The following is a 20,814-nucleotide window of genomic DNA, read 5'->3' on the forward strand; positions in this document are numbered from 1 at the left end:
CGATGTCCGACGAAGAGAAGCTCCGCACTTACCTCAAGCGCGCCACGGCCGACCTGGGAGTGCTCAGCAAGCGCCTCTCCGACATGGAGGAGGCCGCGCGCGAGCCGATCGCGATCATCGGCATGGGCTGCCGCTACCCGGGCGGAGTGGAGTCCCCGGACGGCCTGTGGCGGCTTGTCTCGGACGGTGCCGACGCGATCACCGAATTCCCGCCGGACCGTGGATGGGACGTCGTCTACGACCCTGACCCGGACCGGCCGGGCACGACCTACACCCGATCGGGCGGCTTCCTCGCCGACGGCGCCGGCTTCGACGCCGGGTTCTTCGGTATCTCGCCGCGCGAGGCACTGGCGATGGACCCGCAGCAGCGGGTGCTGCTGGAGACCGCGTGGGAGACCTTCGAGTACGCCGGCATCGACCCGACCACACTCGGCGGCAGCCGCACAGCCGTGTTCACCGGCCTGTGGTCCTCCGGCTACGGCAACCAGCCGCCGCCGGACCTCGAAGGTTTTCTCGCCACCGGAACGGCCACCAGTGCCACGTCCGGGCGGGTGTCGTATCTGCTGGGGCTGGAGGGTCCGGCGGTGTCGGTGGACACGGCGTGTTCGTCGTCGCTGGTGGCGATCCATCTGGCGTCGCAGGCATTGCGGGCGGGGGAGTGTGCGCTGGCGTTGGCCGGTGGTGTGACGGTGATGGCGACGCCGGCGGGGTTCGTCGAGTTCTCGCGGCAGCGGGGGCTTGCGACCGACGGCAGAGTGAAGGCGTTCGCCGAGGCGGCCGATGGTACGGCCTGGGGTGAGGGCGCCGGCTTGGTGCTGCTGGAACGCCTGTCCGACGCCCGCCGTAACGGCCACCGGGTGCTGGCGGTGGTGCGGGGCTCGGCGGTGAACCAGGACGGCGCGTCGAACGGGCTTGCGGCGCCGAATGGTCCGTCCCAGGAACGCGTCATCCGGCAGGCGTTGGCGAATGCCGGGTTGGAGCCGTCCGAGGTGGACGCGGCGGAGGCGCACGGCACCGGGACCACCCTTGGCGACCCCATCGAGGCTCAGGCACTCCTGGCGACCTACGGTCAGGGGCGGGATGAGCCGTTGTGGCTGGGGTCGGTGAAGTCGAACATCGGGCACACGCAAGCCGCCGCCGGCGTGGCTGGTGTGATCAAGATGGTCATGGCGATGCGGCACGGGCAACTGCCGCGGACCCTCCACGTGGACGCGCCGACCTCCCACGTCGACTGGTCGGCGGGCCATGTCTCACTGCTCACCGAGGCCCGGCCGTGGCCGGAGACGGGGCGTCCCCGCCGTGCCGGCGTGTCGGCGTTCGGCATCAGCGGCACCAACGCGCATGTGGTGATCGAGGCGGCTGCTGAGGAGCCGGTCGGGGCTCCGGCGGGGGCCGCGGGCGGGGTGGTGCCGTGGGTGTTGTCGGGGAAGTCGGATGTGGCGTTGCGGGAGCAGGCGCGTCGGCTGGGGGCGTTCCTGGCCGGGGATCCGGGGGTTGGCGCGGTTGCGGTGGGTCGGGCGTTGGCGGGGCGGTCGCGTTTCGATCACCGTGCGGTGCTGAGCGGTGTGGAGGCGTTGGAGGCACTGGCGGAGGGTGGCACGGCGCCGGGTCTGGTCACCGGGATCGCCCGGCCGGTGGGTCGGTCGGTGTTCGTGTTTCCGGGGCAGGGTGCGCAGTGGGTGGGTATGGGCGGGGAGTTGTACGGCTCGGAGCCGGTGTTCCGGGAGGCGATCGATGCGTGTGATGCGGCGCTGGCGCCGTACACCGATTGGTCGTTGGTGGAGGTGTTGATCGGCGGTGGGTCGCTGGAGCGGGTGGATGTGGTGCAGCCCGCTCTGTTCGGGGTGATGGTGGCGTTGGCGGAGCTGTGGCGTGCCCATGGTGTGGAACCTGATGCCGTCGTCGGGCATTCGCAGGGGGAGATCGCGGCGGCGTATGTGGCGGGGGCGTTGTCCCTGGACGACGCCGCCAAGGTGGTGGCGTTACGGAGCAGGGCGCTGGCGGTGTTGGCCGACCGGGGCGGCATGGTTTCCATAGGGCTCGGGCATGAGCGGGCCGCCGAGTTCGTGGCCCGCTGGGACGGCCGGCTGACCGTGGCGGTGGTCAACTCGGCGGACAGCGTGGTGGTATCGGGTGATCTGGACGCGCTGGACGAACTGCTGGCGGCCTGTGAGGCCGACGGCATCCGCGCCCGCCGCCTGCCCGTCGACTACGCCGCTCACTCCGTCCAGGTCGAGGCGATCCGCGAGCAACTGCTCACCGACCTCGCCGGGATCAAGCCGAGGACCGCGGAGGTCCCCTTCTACTCCACGGTCACCGGCGAGGAGATCGACACCTCCGCCCTCGACGCCGATTACTGGTACCGCAACCTCCGCGAACCCGTGCTGTTCGACCAGACCACCCGTGCGCTGCTCGACCACGGCCACACCGTCTTCGTCGAGGTCAGCCCGCACCCGGTCCTGGTCTCCGCCGTCGAGGAGACCGGTCACCACCACGGCTTCGACCTCCTCGTCACCGGCACGCTCCGGCGCGACCAGGACGACTTCCTCACCTCGCTCGGCCGCCTGCACGTCCATGGTGTCCCGGTCGACTGGCGGTTCCCGGACGACACCGAGCCCGTCAGCCTGCCGACGTACGCCTTCCAGCGCCAGCCGTACTGGCTGCGGCCCGTCCCGACGGCGTCGGGCGACCACCCCCTGCTCAGCACGTTCGTGGAACTGCCCGACGGCGCGGTGTTCAGCGGACGGATCTCGCTCGCCACCCACCCGTGGCTGGCCGACCACGCCGTGCGGGGCTCCGTCCTCCTGCCCGGCACCGCGTTCGCGGAAATGGCGGCCTACGCGGCCGGCCGGCTCGGCCACGCGGTCGAGGAGCTGGTGCTCGAAACGCCGCTCGTCCTCGACGACACCCCGGTGCACCTCCAGGTCGTCGTGGGCCCCGGGGACGACGGCCGCAACCCGCTCACGGTGTACTCGCGTGACGGCGACGAGTGGGTGCGGCACGCCACCGGGACCCTGGGCGAGGAGCCGGTGCTGAGCGCCTGGGACTGGCTGCCGGCCGGTGAGCCCCTCGACGTCGACGGGCTCTACGACTCGCTGTCCGTGCTCGGCTACGAGTACGGGCCCGCGTTCCAGGGCGTCACGGCGGCCTGGCGGGTCGGCGACACCGTCTACGCCGAGGTGGAGCTTCCCGCCGAGGAACCGTTTGCCCTGCACCCCGCGCTGCTCGACGCCGCACTGCACCCCATGGCGTTCCTCACCGACCGCACCGGCCTGCCGTTCGCGTTCACCGGAGTGGCGATACGGCCCGCGGGCCGCCGTGCGCTGCGCGTACGCCTGTCCGCCACCGGGCCGGACACGTACACCGTGGCCGTGGCCGATCCGGACGGCACCCCGGTCGCGGTCATCACGTCGCTGACCGTCCGGGACGCCACCGCCGTCCCGGACAGCCTGTACGCACTCGACTGGGTCCCCTTCGAATCGGCATCGACGGGCGGCGACCCCGCGGACCTGGTCGTCTACGAGGTGCCCGGGCCGGAGCCCGAGGCGGACACCGTCGAGGCGGCGTACGAGAGCGCGCAGAGCGTACTCGCCGTGATCCGGGACCACTTGGCGGGCGAGCGGACGCGGCTGGCGGTCGTCACCCGCAACGCCGTCGCCGCCGCGCCCGGTGACGTGGTCCGCCTCCACCACTCGATGGTCTGGGGCCTGGTCCGCGGCGCGCGGGCCGAGCACCCCGACCGGTTCGTCCTGGTCGACGCCGATCCGACCTGGGACCCCGCGCTGATCGCCGGCACGGACGAGCCGGAGCTGGCGGTACGCCAAGGGGCGCTGCGCGTCCCCCGCCTGGTCCGCGTCGGCGCGGGCCTCACCCCGCCGGACGGAACCTGGCGGCTGGAGGACACGGGTACCGGCAGCATCGACGACCTGGCGCTGGTGCCCCGCCCGGAGCTCATGGAGCCGCTGGGGCCCGGGCGGGTCCGGATCGCCATGCGGGCGGCCGGACTCAACTTCCGGGACGTGCTGATCGCCCTCGGCGTCTACCCCGGCGAGGCCCTGATGGGCGGCGAAGGCGCGGGCGTCGTCCTCGAAACCGGCCCGGACACCCGGTTCCGGCCCGGCGACCGCGTCATGGGCCTGGTCCCCGGCGCCTTCGGCCCGGTCACCATCGCCGACCAGCGGCTGCTGGTCCGGATGCCCGACGACTGGTCGTTCGCCAGGGCCGCGTCAGTGCCCGTGGCGTTCCTGACCGCCTGGTACGGCCTGCGCGACCTGGGCGGGCTGAAGGCCGGTGACCGGGTCCTGATCCACGCCGGCACCGGCGGCGTCGGCATGGCGGCGATCCAACTGGCCCGGCGGCTCGGGGCGGAGGTGTTCGCCACCGCCAGCCCGGCCAAATGGCACACCCTGCGCGCCCTGGGACTCGACGAGGACCACATCGCCTCGTCGCGCACCCTGGAGTTCGAGCAGAAGTTCCCGCCCATGGACGTGGTTCTGGACTCGCTGTCCGGCGCGTTCGTCGATGCCTCCCTGCGGCTGCTCGGGCCCGGCGGCCGGTTCGTGGAGATGGGCAAGACCGACATCCGCGACGCAGCCGACCATCCCGACATCGTCTACCGGGCGTTCGACATCGCCGACGCGGGGCCGGAACGGCTCGGCGAGATCCTGGACGCCGTCGTACGGGCCTTCACGGACGGCGGGTTCGCGCCGCTGCCGTTGGACGTACGCGAGGTCCGGGACGCGGTCGACGTGTTCCGGTTCATGAGCCAGGCGGCTCACGTCGGGAAGATCGTCCTCACTGTTCCTGCGGATTTCGATGCGGCCGGTACGGTGCTGATCACCGGTGGTACGGGGACGCTGGGGGGCCATGTGGCCCGGCATCTGGTGGCCGAGCGGGGTGTGCGGCATGTGGTGCTGGTCAGCCGCGGTGGTGGCGGGGCGGCGTTGCGCGAGGAACTGGCCGGGCTGGGCGCGGAGGTGACCGTGGCCGCCTGCGACGTGGCCGACCGGGACGCGCTGGCGGCCGTACTGGACTCGATCCCGGCCGCGCACCCGCTGACCGCGGTCGTCCACGCGGCCGGCGTGCTCGACGACGCCGTGGTCGAGTCCCTGACCCCCGAACGTCTCGCCGCGGTCTGGGAGCCCAAGGCACGGGCGGCCTGGCACCTGCACGAACTCACCCGGGGACGGGACCTGACGGCGTTCGTCCTCTTCTCCTCGGCGGCCGGGACGCTCGGCAGCCCCGGGCAGGCCAACTACGCCGCAGCCAACACCTTCCTCGACGCCCTCGCCGTGCACCGGCGCGCCCTCGGACTGCCGGCGACCTCGCTGGCCTGGGGCTACTGGGCCGAGCCGAGCGGCATGACCGGGCACCTGACCGGTGCCGACGAGGACCGGCTGATGCGAGCCGGGGTCGTGCCGCTGGCCACCGACCACGCCCTGTCGCTGTTCGACGCGGCCCTGGCCACGGACCGGGCCGCGCTGGTGCCGGTACGCCTAGACCTGTCCGTGCTGGCGGGTGCCCCGGCGGCTCCGGCGGCCCTCAAGGGCCTCGTCTCCCGCAAGGCGGCCCGGCGCCCGGCGCGGCACGGTGCGATCGCCGACCGCCTGCGGTCACTGCCGGAGGCCGAACGGCTGCGAGCCGCACTCGACCTGGTCACCACCAACACCGCCGCCGTGCTCGGTCACCGCGAACCGGGGGCCGCATGGGACCGGCAGCCGTTCAAGGACCTCGGCTTCGATTCCCTGACCTCCGTCGAACTGCGCAACCGGCTCAACGTCGCCACCGGCCTGCGCCTGCCCGCCACCGTCACCTTCGACCACCCCACCCCGCGGCAACTCGCCGAGCACCTGCTGAGCGGGATCCTCGGTGGGGGTGTGGTGCCGGTGACGCCGGCGATGCCGGTCGGTGACGGGGCCGATCCGGTGGTGATCGTGGGCATGGGCTGCCGGTTGCCGGGTGGGGTCGAGTCCCCCGAGGAGCTGTGGCGTCTGGTGTCGGGCGGGGTGGACGCGATCGGGGAGTTCCCGGGTGATCGCGGGTGGGACGTCGAGGGATTGTTCCATCCGGATCCGGATCATCCCGGGACGTCGTACACGCGGTCGGGTGGTTTCCTCGCGGACGCGGCGGGGTTCGATGCCGACTTCTTCGGGATCTCGCCGCGTGAGGCTCTGGCGATGGATCCGCAGCAGCGGGTGCTGCTGGAGACCGCGTGGGAGACGCTGGAGGACGCAGGGATCGATCCGACGTCGTTGCGGGGCAGCCAGACGGGTGTGTTCACCGGCATCTGGTCCTCCGGCTACGGCGACCAGGCACCCGCCGACGCCGAGGGCTATCTCGGTACGGGCGCCGCGACCAGCGTGACCTCCGGCCGGATCGCCTACCTGCTGGGGCTGGAGGGCGCGGCGGTCTCGCTGGACACCGCCTGCTCGTCCTCGCTGGTGGCGATCCACTTGGCGGCGCAGGCGCTCCGCTCGGGGGAGTGCTCACTCGCCCTGGCCGGCGGGGTGACCGTGATGGCGAACCCCATGGGGTTCACGGAGTTCTCGCGCCAGCGTGCCCTGTCTCCCGACGGCCGGGTGAAGGCGTTCGCCGAGGCGGCCGACGGCACGGCCTGGGGTGAGGGCGCGGGCCTTGTGCTGCTGGAGCGGTTGTCGGACGCCCGCCGCAACGGCCACCGGGTGCTGGCGGTCGTCCGGGGCTCGGCGGTCAACCAGGACGGCACCTCCAACGGCCTCGGGGCGCCGAACGGCCCGTCGCAGGAGCGGGTGATCCGTCAGGCGTTGGCGAATGCGGGACTGTCGACGGCGGACGTGGATGCGGTGGAGGCGCACGGTACGGGGACGACGCTCGGCGATCCCATCGAGGCCCAGGCGCTGCTGGCGACGTACGGCCGGGACCGGGACGAGCCGTTGTGGCTGGGGTCGGTGAAGTCGAACATCGGCCACACCCAGGCAGCGGCCGGCGCGGCGGGCGTCATCAAGATGGTCATGGCGATGCGGCACGGCGAACTGCCCCCGACGCTGCACGTCGACGAGCCGACCTCGCACGTCGACTGGGAGTCCGGGAACATCCGGCTGCTCACCGAGGCCCGGCCCTGGCCCGACAACGGCCGCCGGCGTCGCGCCGGCATCTCGGCGTTCGGCATCAGCGGCACCAACGCGCACGTCGTGATCGAGGCGCCTGCCGAGGAGCCGGCCGGGGTTCCGGCGGCGTCCTCGGGCGGAGTGGTGCCTTGGGTGCTGTCGGCCAGGTCCGAGGCGGCGTTGCGGGAGCAGGCGCGCCGGCTGGGTGCCTTCACCGCCGGGCGTCCTGAGGTGAGCGCGGTGGCGGTCGGGGGTGCTCTGGCCGCCCGCACCGTGTTCGAGCACCGGGCCGTGGTGGTGGGTGCCGCCGAGGCCCTGGACGTCCTGGCCGAGGGCGGCATGGCGCCGGGTCTGGTCACCGGGACGGTCCGTCCGCTGGGCCGGTCGGTGTTCGTGTTCCCGGGGCAGGGCGCCCAGTGGGTCGGCATGGGCCGTGACCTGTACGAGCAGTCCGAGGTCTTCCGCGCCGGCATCGACGCGTGCGACGCGGCGCTGGCGCCGTACACGGACTGGTCGTTGGTGGAGGTGTTGGTCGGCGGTGGCTCGCTGGAGCGGGTGGATGTGGTGCAGCCTGCGCTGTTCGGGGTGATGGTGGCGCTGGCGGAGCTGTGGCGTGCCCATGGTGTGGAACCTGATGCCGTCGTCGGGCATTCGCAGGGGGAGATCGCGGCGGCGTATGTGGCGGGGGCGTTGTCGTTGGAGGACGCCGCGAAGGTGGTCGCCCTGCGCAGCAAGGCCCTGGTCGCCTTGGAGAACAAGGGCGGGATGGTGTCGGTCGGCCTCGGGCATGAGCGGGCCGCCGAGTTCGTGGCCCGCTGGGACGGCCGGCTGACGGTGGCGGTGGTCAATGCCCCCGGTTCGGTCGTCGTGTCGGGTGATCTGGACGCGCTGGACGAACTGCTGACGTCCTGTGAGGCCGACGGCATCCGCGCCCGCCGCCTGCCCGTCGACTACGCCGCTCACTCCGTCCAGGTCGAGGCGATCCGCGAGCAACTGCTCACCGACCTCGCCGGCATCACACCGCACCCGGCGGTGATCCCGTTCTACTCAACGGTGACCGGCGAGGAGATCGACACCTCCGCCCTCGACGCCGGCTACTGGTACCGCAACCTCCGCGAACCCGTGCTGTTCGACCAGACCACCCGGCTGCTGCTCGCCTCGGGCAGCGACCCCGTCTTCGTCGAGATCAGCCCGCACCCGGTGCTCACGCCTGCGCTGGAGGAGCACGAGGCGGGTGTGGTGACCGGGACAGTGCGCCGCGACCACGGCACCCCGGCCGAGTTCCTGGCCGCCGCGGCGCGGCTGTTCGTCGCGGGTGTGCCGGTGCGGTGGCCGTTCCCTGAAGGGGAGCCGGCGGCGCTGCCCACCTACCCCTTCCAGCGGACGCGGTTCTGGCTCGCCCAAGGCGCGGGAGACGTGTCCGCGGCCGGGCTCGACTCGGTGGACCACCCGCTGCTCGGCGCCGCTTTCGAGGTGGGCGAGCAGCGGGTCCTGACGGGCCGGCTCTCCCTGGCCACCCACCCCTGGCTCGCGGACCACTCCGTACTGGGGACGGTGCTGCTGCCCGCGACGGCGTTCGTGGAACTGGTGGTGCACGCGGCCGGGGCGGCAGTGGAGGAACTGGTCCTGGAGGCGCCGCTGATGTTGCCCGCGGACGGCGCGGTGGACGTGCAGGTCGTCGTGGGCGAGCCGGACGAGACCGGCCGCCGCACGGTCGACGTCCGGTCCCGTACGGACGGTTGGGTGCGGAACGCCACCGGCACGGTGAGCGGGCAGCCTGTGGTCGGGCGGGCCGTGGTCGGGCAGGAGCTGACGCAATGGCCGCCGGCCGGCGCGGAACCGGTCACCGGGCTCTACGACACGCTCGCCGCGGCGGGCTACGAGTACGGGCCGGCCTTCCAGGCCGTGCAGGCGGTGTGGCGCCGCGGCAAGGAGGTGTTCGCCGAGGTCACCGTGCCGGACGCGGCCCGGTTCTCCGTCCATCCGGCCCTGCTGGACGCCGCCCTGCAACCGCTGGCGCTGCTGTCCGGCACGGAAGGCGACGTGCGGCTGCCGTTCTCGTTGGGCGGGATCGCGGTCCACCGCACCGGCGTGACCTCCGCGCGCGTGCGGCTGACGGTGGTGCGCCCCGGAACGTACGCCGTCCACCTGGCGGACCGGTCCGGCGAGCCCGTGGCGACCATCGAGGCGCTGACCACCCGTCCGATGGCTGAACGCGGCCCGCTGTACGCCCTCGACTGGATTCCGCTGACCCCCGGCGAAGGCGCGCTCGGCGACGCCGTCGTCTCGCCCGGCTCGGTCGCCGAGGCGCTGACGGCCGTCCAGGACTTCCTGGCCGGGCCCGGCGAACGGCTCGTGGTGCGCACGCGGGGCGCGGTCGCCGTCGTTCCCGGTGACGGGGTGAGCGACCCGGAAGCCTCGGCCGTATGGGGCCTGGTCCGGTCCGCGCAGTCCGAGCACCCCGGCCGATTCGTGCTCGTGGACGCCGACGAGCTGCCCGACGGCCTGTCGGTCGGCGACGAGGACCAGGTGGCGGTGCGCCGGGGGGCCGTCTACGTGCCCCGGCTCGTGCGCTCCGCACCGGAGGCGTTCGACGGACGGCTGACGCAGGCGGGCACGGGCAGCCTGGACGACCTCGCCTTCCTGCCGTACGAGCAGGCCCCGCCCGGGCCCCGGGAGGTGCGCGTCGCCGTGCGGGCGGCCGGCCTGAACTTCCGGGACGTGCTGATCGCCCTCGGCGTCTACCCGGACCCGGCGCTGCTCGGCAGCGAGGGCGCGGGCGTCGTCACCGAGGTCGGCGCCGAGGTCACCGGGCTGCGGCCGGGTGACCGGGTCGCCGGGCTGCTGCCCGGCGCGTTCGGCCGGGTGGCCGTCGCCGACCACAGGGTGCTGGTGCGCATCCCCGACGAGTGGACGTTCACCCAGGCCGCCACTGTGCCGATCGCGTTCATGACCGCGTGGTACGGCCTGCGCGACCTGGGCGGGCTGAAGGCCGGTGACCGGGTGCTGATCCACGCCGGGGCCGGCGGCGTCGGCATGGCGGCGGTCCAGCTCGCGCGGCTTTGGGGCGCGGACGTCCACGCGACCGCCGGCCCGGGCAAGTGGGACGCGCTGCGCGCCCTGGGGCTGGACGAGGACCACATCGCCTCGTCCCGGACCCTGGAGTTCGCCGACCGGTTCGGACCCTTCGACGTGGTGCTGAACTCGCTGTCCGGTGAGTTCCTGGACGCCTCCCTGCGGCTGCTCGCGCCCGGCGGGCGGTTCGTGGAGATGGGCAAGGCCGACATCCGGCCCGGCGTGCTGGCCTTCGACCTGGCCGACGCGGGACCGGAGCGGCTGGGGGAGATCCTGGCCGAGGCCGTCCGGCTGATCAGCGCAGGCGAGCTGCGTCTGCCACCACTCACCACCTGGGACGTCCGCCGCGCGCGGGACGCCTTTCGGTTCATGAGCCAGGCGGCTCACGTCGGGAAGATCGTCCTCACTGTTCCTGCGGATCTCGATGCGGCCGGTACGGTGCTGATCACCGGTGGTACGGGGACGCTGGGGGGCCATGTGGCCCGGCATCTGGTGGCCGAGCGGGGTGTGCGGCATGTGTTGCTGGTCAGCCGCGGTGGTGGCGGGGCGGCGTTGCGCGAGGAGCTGGCCGGGCTGGGCGCGGAGGTGACCGTGGCCGCCTGCGACGTGGCCGACCGGGACGCGCTGGCGGCCGTACTGGACTCGATCCCGGCCGCGCACCCGCTGACCGCGGTCGTCCACGCCGCCGGTGTGCTCGACGACGCCGTGGTCGAGTCCCTGACCCCCGAACGTCTCGCCGCGGTCTGGGAGCCCAAGGCACGGGCGGCCTGGCACCTGCACGAACTCACCCGGGGACGGGACCTGACGGCGTTCGTCCTCTTCTCCTCGGCGGCCGGGACGCTCGGCAGCCCCGGGCAGGCCAACTACGCCGCGGCCAACGCCTACCTCGACGGCCTGGCCGCGTACCGGCGTGCCCAGGGCCTGCCGGGGGTGTCGCTGGCCTGGGGCCGGTGGGCCGAGGCCAGCGGGCTGACCGGGCGGATGTCCGAGGCCGACGGTGAACGCCTCGCCCGCGCGGGGCTGCTGCCGATGGCGACCGACTACGGACTCGGGCTGTTCGACGGGGGCCTGGACACCGCGGAACCGGCGGTGGTCGCGGCCGGACTCAAGGTGTCCGCACTGGGGGACCGGCCGGTGCTGCGCGCGCTGGCACGCGCCCGCAAACCGGTGCGGACCACCGGACTGGCGGGCGAGCTGGGATCGCTCCCCGAGGCCCGGCAACGCGAGATTCTGCTCGACCTGGTCAGCACCCACGCCTCGGCCGTGCTGGGCCGCAGCGACGGGATCGGCGGCGACCTGGCCTTCAAGGACCTGGGCTTCGACTCGCTGACCGGCGTGGAGCTGCGTAACCGGCTGTCCACGGCGGTCGGGATCCGGCTGTCGGCGACGATGGTCTTCGACCACCCGACCCCGGCCCGACTGGCCGAATACCTGCGTGAGGTGGTCCTCGGCAAGGAGCGCCGGACGGTCGCGCCCGTGCCGGTCGGGGTTCCGGTGTCGGGTGATCCGGTGGTGGTGGTGGGGTTGGGGGCCCGGTATCCGGGTGGGGTGGGGTCGGCGCAGGAGTTGTGGGGTCTGGTGGCGGGTGGGGTGGATGCGGTGGGGGAGTTCCCGCCGGATCGTGGGTGGGATGTGGGTCGTATTTATGATCCGGCCGGTGGTCCGGGGAGGTCGTATACGCGGTGGGGTGGTTTTCTGGGGGATGCGGGTGGCTTCGATGCCGCGTTCTTCGGGATTTCGCCGCGTGAGGCGTTGGCGATGGATCCGCAGCAGCGGGTGCTGCTGGAGACGGTGTGGGAGACGTTCGAGGACGCGGGGATCGATCCGACGTCGTTGCGGGGCAGCCAGACGGGCGTCTTCACCGGCATCTGGGCATCCGGCTACGCGGGCGGAGTGGACCAGATCTCGCGCGACGCGGACGGCTATGTGGCCACCGGCACGGCGACGAGTGTGACCTCCGGGCGGGTGTCGTATCTGCTGGGGCTGGAGGGTCCGGCGGTGTCGGTGGACACGGCGTGTTCGTCGTCGCTGGTGGCGATTCACCTGGCGGCGCAGGCGCTGCGCTCGGGGGAGTGCTCACTGGCCCTGGCCGGCGGTGTGACGGTCATGGCGACACCCGCCGCCTTCATCGACTTCTCCCGCCAGCGGGGGCTCGCGGCCGATGGGCGGGTGAAGGCGTTCGCCGAGGCTGCTGATGGCACGGCCTGGGGTGAGGGCGCCGGCTTGGTGCTGCTGGAACGTCTGTCGGACGCCCGCCGTAACGGTCACCGGGTGCTGGCGGTGGTGCGGGGTTCGGCGGTGAACCAGGACGGGGCGTCCAATGGGTTGACCGCGCCGAATGGTCCGTCGCAGGAGCGGGTGATCCGTCAGGCGTTGGCGAATGCGGGACTGTCGACGGCGGACGTGGACGCGGTGGAGGCGCACGGCACCGGCACCACCCTCGGCGACCCTATTGAGGCGCAGGCGCTGCTGGCGACGTACGGCCGGGACCGGGATGAGCCGTTGTGGCTGGGGTCGGTGAAGTCGAACATCGGCCACACCCAGGCGGCGGCCGGTGTGGCTGGTGTGATCAAGATGGTGATGGCGATGCGGCACGGGCAACTGCCGCCGACGCTGCATGTCGACGCGCCGACCTCCCACGTCGACTGGTCGGCGGGCCATGTCTCACTGCTGACCGAGGCCCGGCCGTGGCCGGAGACGGGGCGTCCCCGCCGTGCCGGCGTGTCGGCGTTCGGTATCAGCGGTACGAACGCGCACGTGATCCTGGAGGCACCGGCCCCGGACCCGGCCGAGGAGACGTCGTCCGAGTCCCCTGCCACTCCCACGCCCGCCCCTGCGGCCGCGGTGCCGGTGCCATGGCTGCTGTCGGCCAAGTCCGAGCAGGCGCTCCGGGCCCAGGCCCGCAGGCTGCTGGCGTACGCGGCCGGGGCCCCCGACGCGGACGGAATCGGCGCCGCGCTCGCCGCGCGGACCCGGTTCGCCCACCGGGCCATGGTGACTGGACCGGAGGCACTGGCGGCCCTGGTGCGCGGGGAGGCGCATCCCGGGCTGGTGACAGGCGACGCCCGCGACTCGGGCAGGTCGGCGTTCGTGTTCTCCGGTCAGGGTGGTCAGTGGGCGGGGATGGGGCGGGGTCTGTACCGCGAGTTCCCGGTGTTCGCGCGGGTGTTGGACGAGGTGTGTGGGTTGTTGGGGTTGCCGGTGGGGGTGTTGTTCGAGGACGGGGAGGGGGTGTTGGGGGAGACGCTGTTCACGCAGGCCGGGGTGTTCGCGCTGGAGGTGGCGCTGTTCCGGTTGGTGGAGTGGCTGGGTGTGCGGCCGGATTTCGTGGTGGGGCATTCGGTGGGTGAGGTGGCGGCGGCTCATGTGGCGGGGGTTCTGGGCCTGGAGGACGCGTGTGTGCTGGTGGGGGCGCGGGGCCGGTTGATGCAGGGGTTGGCCGGTGGTGGGGCGATGGTGTCGCTTCAGGCGTCGGTGGAGGAGGTGACGGGATCGCTGGTGCCGGGTGTTGAGGTGGCGGCGGTCAACGGGGTGGATGCGGTGGTGGTGTCGGGGGACGAGGCGGCGGTGGCGGCGGTGGGTGAGGTGTGGCGCGGTCGTGGGCGTCGGGTGCGGCGGCTGGCGGTCAGTCACGCGTTTCATTCGGCGCGGATGGATCCGGTGCTGGAGGAGCTGGGTCGGGTGGCGGCGGGTTTGTCGTTCGGTGAGCCGGTGATTCCGGTGGTTTCGACGGTGGCCGGGCGTCCGGTGGACCTGGGGGAGCCTGGGTACTGGGTGCGGCAGGTGCGGGAGCCGGTGCGGTTCGCCGAGGCGATGGAGTGGTTGGCGGGTCAGGGTGTGACGGGGTTCGTGGAGGTGGGTCCGCATCCGTTGCTGGTGGGGAACGGGTTGATGCGGCGTGGTGGTGATTCCGCGGAGCGGTTGTTCGCGGGGTTGGGGCGGTTGTGGGCGGACGGCGCGGTGCGCTGGATGCCGCCTGTGACCACGACGGCGGGGACGTCGGGCGGGCGTGTGCCTTCGTACCCGTTCCAGCACCAGCACTACTGGCTGCAGCCCACCACCCCGTCGGAGGGCCTCGACACGCCCGACCACCCGCTGCTGCGGTCCCTGGTGAAGCTCCCCGACGGGCAGGGCGTGGTGCTGACCGGGAAGCTCTCCGCGTCCGTCCACCCGTGGCTGGCCGAGCACACCGTGCTCGGTTCGACGCTGCTGCCCGCGATGGCGTTCGTGGACATGGCCGTCCACGCCGGTGAGCACACGGCCAGCCCCGTACTGTCCGAACTGGTCCTGGAGGCGCCGCTCGTGCTGTCCGAGCGCGACGGTGTGCACGTGCAGGTCACCGTCGGCGCGCCCGACGACACCGGACGCCGACCCGTCACCGTCCACTCCCGCACCTGGGCCGAGCCCGACGAGTGGACCCGCCACGCGACCGGCGTGCTCAGTCCGCCGGCGGACCGGGCGACACCGGCCGATCGGACGGCCGTGCCCGGGGCGGACGACAGCGAGGCCACGCCGATCGACATCGGCTCGCTCTACGACCGGCTCGCCGAAGCCGGCTACGACTACGGGCCGACCTTCCAGGGGCTCACCGGCATCCGGCGGCACGGCGAGGACCTGCACGCCGAGGTGAGCTTCCCGGCGGACCCCGCGCAGCTCACCGGTTACCGCGTCCACCCCGCGCTCCTGGACGCCGCCATACAGCCGCTGACCCTGCTCGCCGGCCTCGCGGCCGGGGACGGCGGCGCCGGCGGCAACCCGGCGCGGCTGCCCTTCTCGTTCTCCGGTGTGTCGGTCACCGGGTCGGCCGCGACGGTCCACGTGGTGCTGCACCCGACCGGGCCGGACACCTGCGCGGTGCGGATCACCGACACCGCCGGGATGCCGGTCGTGAGCATCGACGAGATCGTCCTGCGGCCCGTCGAAGCGGCGGGTCACGGGGCCGGGCGCCGGCCGAACACGCTGTTCGCCGTTGACTGGACCCCGATGGCGGCACCGGACGGCCCGGACACCGAGACGGTCCTCCACGAGGTCGTCGGCGAGGGCGAACCGGTCGCGGCCGCCCACGCGGTGACCCGTGAACTGCTCGGCAGGGTCCGGGAGTTCCTGGCCACCGACACGCCGGCCCGGCTCGTGGTCCTCACCGGCGACGACCTGGCCTCGGCCGCCGCCCGCGGCTTCCTGCGCAGCGCGCACAGCGAGAACCCCGGGCGGATCCTGACCGTCCGGCACGACGGCACGGCCGCCTCACGACGGGCGATCCCCGCCGCGGTGCGCGCCGCCGTGAGCGACGGCGAGCCCGAGATCCAGTTGCGCGACGGAACCGCCCTCGTGCCGAGGCTGGTGAGGGCCGCCCCGGCCGGGCCGGCCGGGCCCCTGGACGGCGCGCCCCTGGACGGCACCGTGCTGATCACCGGCGGCACCGGCACCCTCGGCGTCCTGGTCGCCCGGCACCTGGTCGCGCGGCACGGCGCCCTGCACGTGGTGCTCGCGAGCCGCCGCGGCGTCGAGCCGCCCGGGCTCCGGCAGGAGCTGGGCGCCGCCCTCACCGTGGTCGCCTGCGACGCCGGTGACCGCGGGGCTCTGAGGGATCTCGTCGCCTCGATCCCCGACCTGCGGGTCGTCGTGCACGCCGCCGGGGTCGTCGACGACGCCCTGGTGGGATCGATGACACCGGAGCAGATCGACACGGTGCTGCGCTCGAAGGCCGATGCCGCGTGGCACCTGCACGAGGCCACCGAGCACCTGGACCTGCGGGCGTTCGTGCTGTTCTCCTCGGCGTCCGGGGTGTTCGGCGCCCCCGGGCAGGCCAACTACGCCGCCGCGAACGCGTTCCTCGACGCGCTCGCCGAGCACCGGCACGCGCGCGGTCTTCCGGTCACCTCCCTGGCCTGGGGCCAGTGGGCCGAGTCCAGCGGCATCACCGCGAACCTGACCGAGGCCGACCACCGCCGGCTGGCGAGGACCGGGATGCTGCCGCTGGCCACCGAGCAGGCCCTCGACCTGTTAGACACCGCCCTGGCCGGCGAACGCCCGGCGCTGGTGCCGGTCCGCCTCGACCTCGCGGCGATCGACACCCCGCCCGCGCTGCTGCGCGGACTCGCCCGGCCGCGGCGCGCGCCGGCCCCGGCGGCCGGCCCCGGCGACCTGCGGGCCAGGCTCGAAGTCCTGCCCGAGCCCGAGCAGCGCGCCCTGCTGCTCGACCTGGTCGTCACGCACAGTGCGAGCATCCTCGGGATGGCCCCCGGCGCGATCGACGACCCGCGTCAGCTGTTCCGCGACCACGGCGTCGACTCGCTGACCGCTATCGAGCTGCGCAACCAGCTCAACGCGGCCACCGGGCTCCAGCTCCCGGCGACCCTCGTCTTCGACTTCCCGACGCCCGAACAGCTCGTCAACCACCTCTACGGGCAGCTGTGCTCGCCGGAGAACCGGGTCGCCGGGCCGATGGAGCGCCTGCTGCGCAAGGCCGTCGACGTCGGCCGCGCGCAGGACGGCCTCGACCTGCTGACCACGGCGTCCCGGCTGAGCCCGGCCACCGACGCGCCCAAGGCCGAGGTGGTCGCCCTCGCGACCGGCTTCCTCCAGCCGTCGCTGGTCTGCCTGCCGTCCGCGCTGGCGTCCAGCGGCATCGAGGAGTACGGGCGGTTCGCCGCGGCGCTGGAGGCCGCCCGCGACGTCACGGCGGTCACCCTGCCGGGCTTCGCCGGCGACCCGCTGCCCGCGGACGCCGACGTCCTGGTCCAGGCACTCGCCGAGGCCGCGTCGGCCGTCGCCGCGCCGGTGCTGGTCGGCCGTTCGGTGGGCGCGTGGCTGGCGCTGGCGACCGCCAGGGAACTGGAACGGCGGGGGGCCCGGCCCAGCGCCGTGGTGCTCATCGACGGCTACCCCGACGACCTGCCGGGTGTGCTCACCGGCATGCTCGACGCCGGCCACCAGGTCCAGCCGGTCGACGACGACCGGCTGGTGGCCATGGGCCGCTACCTCGATCTGGCCGGCGCCCCGGAGCCCGTCACCGCGCCGGTGCTGCTGGTGGGCACCGGGAAGCGCTCGTGGCCCCGGCTGTCCACCACCGCCCAGGAAGTACTCACCGTCTCGGGCGACCACTTCACCGTACTGGAGGAGCACTCCGCCGCCACGGCGCTGGCCATCAGCACATGGCTCCTCGACTTCAGCGGATACGGGGCCGGGTTGTCCGCACTCAGGGGAAAGGACTATGCATGATCTGGGACAACGTCTACATCGGCGGAACGGGGCGGTACCTGCCGCCCCGCACGCCCGCGACGCAGGCCGTGCCGGACACCGAGACCATGCGGCGGCTGCTCGCGCTGTCGGACTTCGTGTCGTTCACCCGCTCCGACGACGTCACCGAGCACGCGATGGCCGTGCACGCGGCGATCGGAGCCCTGCGCGAGTCCGGCCTCAGCGGCGCCGACATCTCCATGGCCGCCTACGCCCAGATGGACCACCAGGACCACATGGCGTCCTCCTGCCACCTGCAGCGCGTCCTCGGCCTCGGCCACGCCCTCGTCTACGAGGTCGAGGCGACCAGCAACGGCGGCTCGGCCGCGCTGCAGTCCGCCGCCGCGCACCTGGTGGCCGACCCGGCCGCGACCGCGACCCTGGTCACGGCTACCGCCCGGTTCCTGCCGCCGCGGTGGGAACGCTGGCAGCCCACCATCGGGATCTTCCTGGCCGACGGTGCGGTCGCGGCCGTGCTCAACCGCGAGGGCGGCCGGGCGCGGCTGGTCGCGACCGCCAACAGCTCCGCGACCCAGATGGAGGTCCTCGCCACCCCGACGATCCCGGACCCCGAGGGCCACCGCAACCGTACGCCGATCGAGGTCACCGGCCTGGCCCCGTATCTGACGCTGATGAGCGGGGCACTGGTCACCTCGGTCGAGCAGGCCGCCAAGGAGGCCGGCGTCAGCGTCGCCGACATCACCAGGTTCGCCGTCACCGGTCTGGGCCTGGCCCAACTGGAGGTCGTCGTGCTGGAGCCGCTCGGCATCGACCTGGGCCGCACCACCTGGCCGATGCTGCGCGAGCTCGGCCACGTCGGGCCGTGCGACCAACTGCTCGGCATGGACCACCTGCTGCACGACGAGACCCTCAAGCCCGGCGACACCATCATGTCGATCGGCCTCGGCATGGGCTCGCGGTTCACCGCGTCCCTGCTGGAGGTCACCGAGCCGCCCAAGCCCCGTACGACCACCATCTTCACCGAGCCGGTGCGCGCGCAGGCCCGGCCCGCCGAGGCGTATGTCATCGACCCCTCGGGCGGCGACATCTTCGGCGAGGCCGCTGCCTTGCGCGAGCGCGGCCCGGCCACGCCCGTCGAACTGCCCGGTGGCGTGTCGGCCTGGGCCGTCACCGGGCACGACCTGGCGAAGAAGCTGCTGCTCGACCCGAAGGTCTCCAAGGACGCGAACAAGCACTGGCCCATGTGGCGCGACGGCGACATCCCGCCGGACTGGCCGCTGATCATGTGGGTCGCGATGCAGAACATGTTCACCGCCTACGGGGCCGACCACACCAGGCTGCGCAGCCTGGTGGCCAAGGCGTTCACCCCGCGCCGTATCGAAGCGATGCGGCCGCGCGTCGAGGAGATCACGGCCGGCCTGATCGCCGACCTGGCCACGGTGCCGCCGGGGCAGACGGTCGACCTGCGCGCACGGTTCGCGTTCCCGCTGCCGATCCAGGTCATCACCGAGTTGTTCGGGGTGACCGCGCAGACGGGCGCGGACCTGCGGCGGCTGGTGGACGCGGTGTTCAGCCTCGACGCGGACCCGGCGGGCGTGCAGGCCGCCTCCGGCGAGCTGTACATGCTGCTCAAGGAACTCGTGGCCGCCAAACGGCGCGACCCCGGCGACGACATGACCAGCGACCTGATCGCCGCGCAGGAGGCGGACGGCACACGACTGTCCGAGCGGGAACTGCTGGACACCCTGCTGCTGACCGTCTCCGCCGGCTTCGAGACGACAGTCAACCTGCTCGACCACGCCGTCCACGCGCTGGCCACGCACCCGTCTCAGCTCGCCCTGGTCCGGTCCGGGACCAGCACGTGGGAGGACGTGGTGGACGAGACCCTGCGCTGGCAGGCGCCGGTGCCGAACCTGCCGCTGCGGTACGCCGTGGAGGACATCTCCGCGGACGGCGTGCAGATCCGCAAGGGCGAGGCGATCCTGCTGTCCTACGGCGCGGCCGGCCGCGACCCGGCGCAGCACGGGGCCGACGCGGAGGACTTCTCCGTCACCCGGCCGTCGCGGGCCGACCACCTCACCTTCGGGCACGGCGTGCACTTCTGCCTCGGCAGCCCCCTGGCGAAGCTGGAGGCGACGACGGCGCTGTCCGCGCTGTTCTCCCGGTTCCCCCGGCTGCGGCTGGCCGTCCCGTCGTCCGAACTCGAGCCGCTGGGTTCCTTCTTCACCAACGGGCACAAGACTCTGCCGGTCGTCCTGGAGGAGAGCTGATGGCCCATTTCGCCTTCGTGAGCGCTCCCGCGTCCGGGCATGTGAACCCGACCCTGCCGCTGGTCGAAGAGCTGGTCCGGCGCGGTCACCGGGTCAGCTACGCCACGGGACCAGCCACCATGGACGCCGCCTTCGCCGCCGGGGCGTCGCCGGTGACCCTGCCCTCGCAGCTGCCGCCCGACATGGCGGCGCGGGGCGAGTTCACGGCGGAACAGCTCGCCGTGACGATGGAGTACTACCTCGACGACGCGCGTGCCTCTTTCCCCGTCCTGGCCGAGCACTTCTCGGCCGACCCGCCGGACGCGGTGTGCTACGACTCGGTGACCTTCACCGGGAGGATGCTGGCGAACCTGCTCGAGGTGCGGGAGATCTCCCTGGTGCCGACCTTCGCGGAGAACGAGTCCTTCTCGGCGGCGCAGGTGTACTTACCGGCCGACTTCGACCACACCAACCCCCGGCTGGTGGCCGCGGTTCAGGACATGGGGGAGTTCGCGCAGGGCCACACCTTCCTCGAGGACCCGAACCTGATGTTCGGCTACGTGGCCCCGACGAGCCTGGTGTTCATCCCCCGCGAGTTCCAGATGTCGGGGGATGCCTTCGACGAGCGCTTCCACTTCGTCGGGCCGTCGCTGAGCAGCCGGCAGACCGCTGAGGAGTGGAGCCCCCGGTCGCAGGCCCCGGTGCTGCTGATATCGCTGGGAACCGTCTTCAACGACCGGCCCGAGTTCTACCGGACCTGCATCGAGGCGTTCGGGGACAGCGACTGGCAGGTCGTCATGGTGGTGGGCGGCCTGGACCAGGAGTCGCTGGGCCCGATCCCGGCGAACGTCGAAGTGCACGCGCACGTGCCGCAGGTGGCGGTGCTGCGACACACCGAGGTGTTCCTGAGCCACGCCGGGATGAACTCGGCGATGGAGTCTCTCTACCACGGGGTGCCCTTCGTGGCGGTGCCGCAGATCCCGGAACAGCGGGCGATCGCCCGGCGGGCGGAGGAGCTGCAGGTCGGCAGGACGCTCGCCGAGCCGACCGTGCAGGGCCTCTGGGACGCCGTCCAGGGCGTCCGGTCCTGCCGCCCCCGGGCGGCGGCCCTGAGCCGGACCGTGCGCGGGGCGGGCGGCGCGTCAAAGGGGGCGGACGTCCTGGAGAAGCTGCTGACGCGGTAGCGGCCGGACTCCACCGGGCAG

General features: G+C 73.1%; 3 protein-coding genes. All 3 read left to right on the plus strand.

The window, feature by feature from the left end:
- The first annotated feature begins 2 nt into the window (after positions 1-2).
- The 3 genes from ACSMTC_RS32355 to ACSMTC_RS32365 are packed head-to-tail and all read left to right on the plus strand — an operon-like array spanning position 3 to position 20,793.
- Positions 3-17,381, plus strand: coding sequence for an SDR family NAD(P)-dependent oxidoreductase (locus ACSMTC_RS32355; protein ID WP_436563283.1), 17,379 nt, complete (start codon positions 3-5; stop codon positions 17,379-17,381).
- Positions 17,378-19,630, plus strand: coding sequence for a cytochrome P450 (locus ACSMTC_RS32360; protein WP_436563284.1), 2,253 nt, complete (start codon positions 17,378-17,380; stop codon positions 19,628-19,630). Before ACSMTC_RS32355 ends, ACSMTC_RS32360 begins: the two co-directional genes overlap by 4 nt.
- Positions 19,630-20,793: a macrolide family glycosyltransferase gene (locus ACSMTC_RS32365; protein WP_436563285.1), complete on the plus strand. Its 1,164-nt coding sequence runs from the start codon at positions 19,630-19,632 to the stop codon at positions 20,791-20,793. The genes ACSMTC_RS32360 and ACSMTC_RS32365 overlap by 1 nt, the downstream gene beginning before the upstream one ends.
- Positions 20,794-20,814 lie beyond the last annotated feature (21 nt).

It is taken from the genome of Kitasatospora sp. HPM-01-4, assembly GCF_051374625.1.
In the GTDB taxonomy this organism is placed as follows: Bacteria; Actinomycetota; Actinomycetes; order Streptomycetales; family Streptomycetaceae; genus Kitasatospora.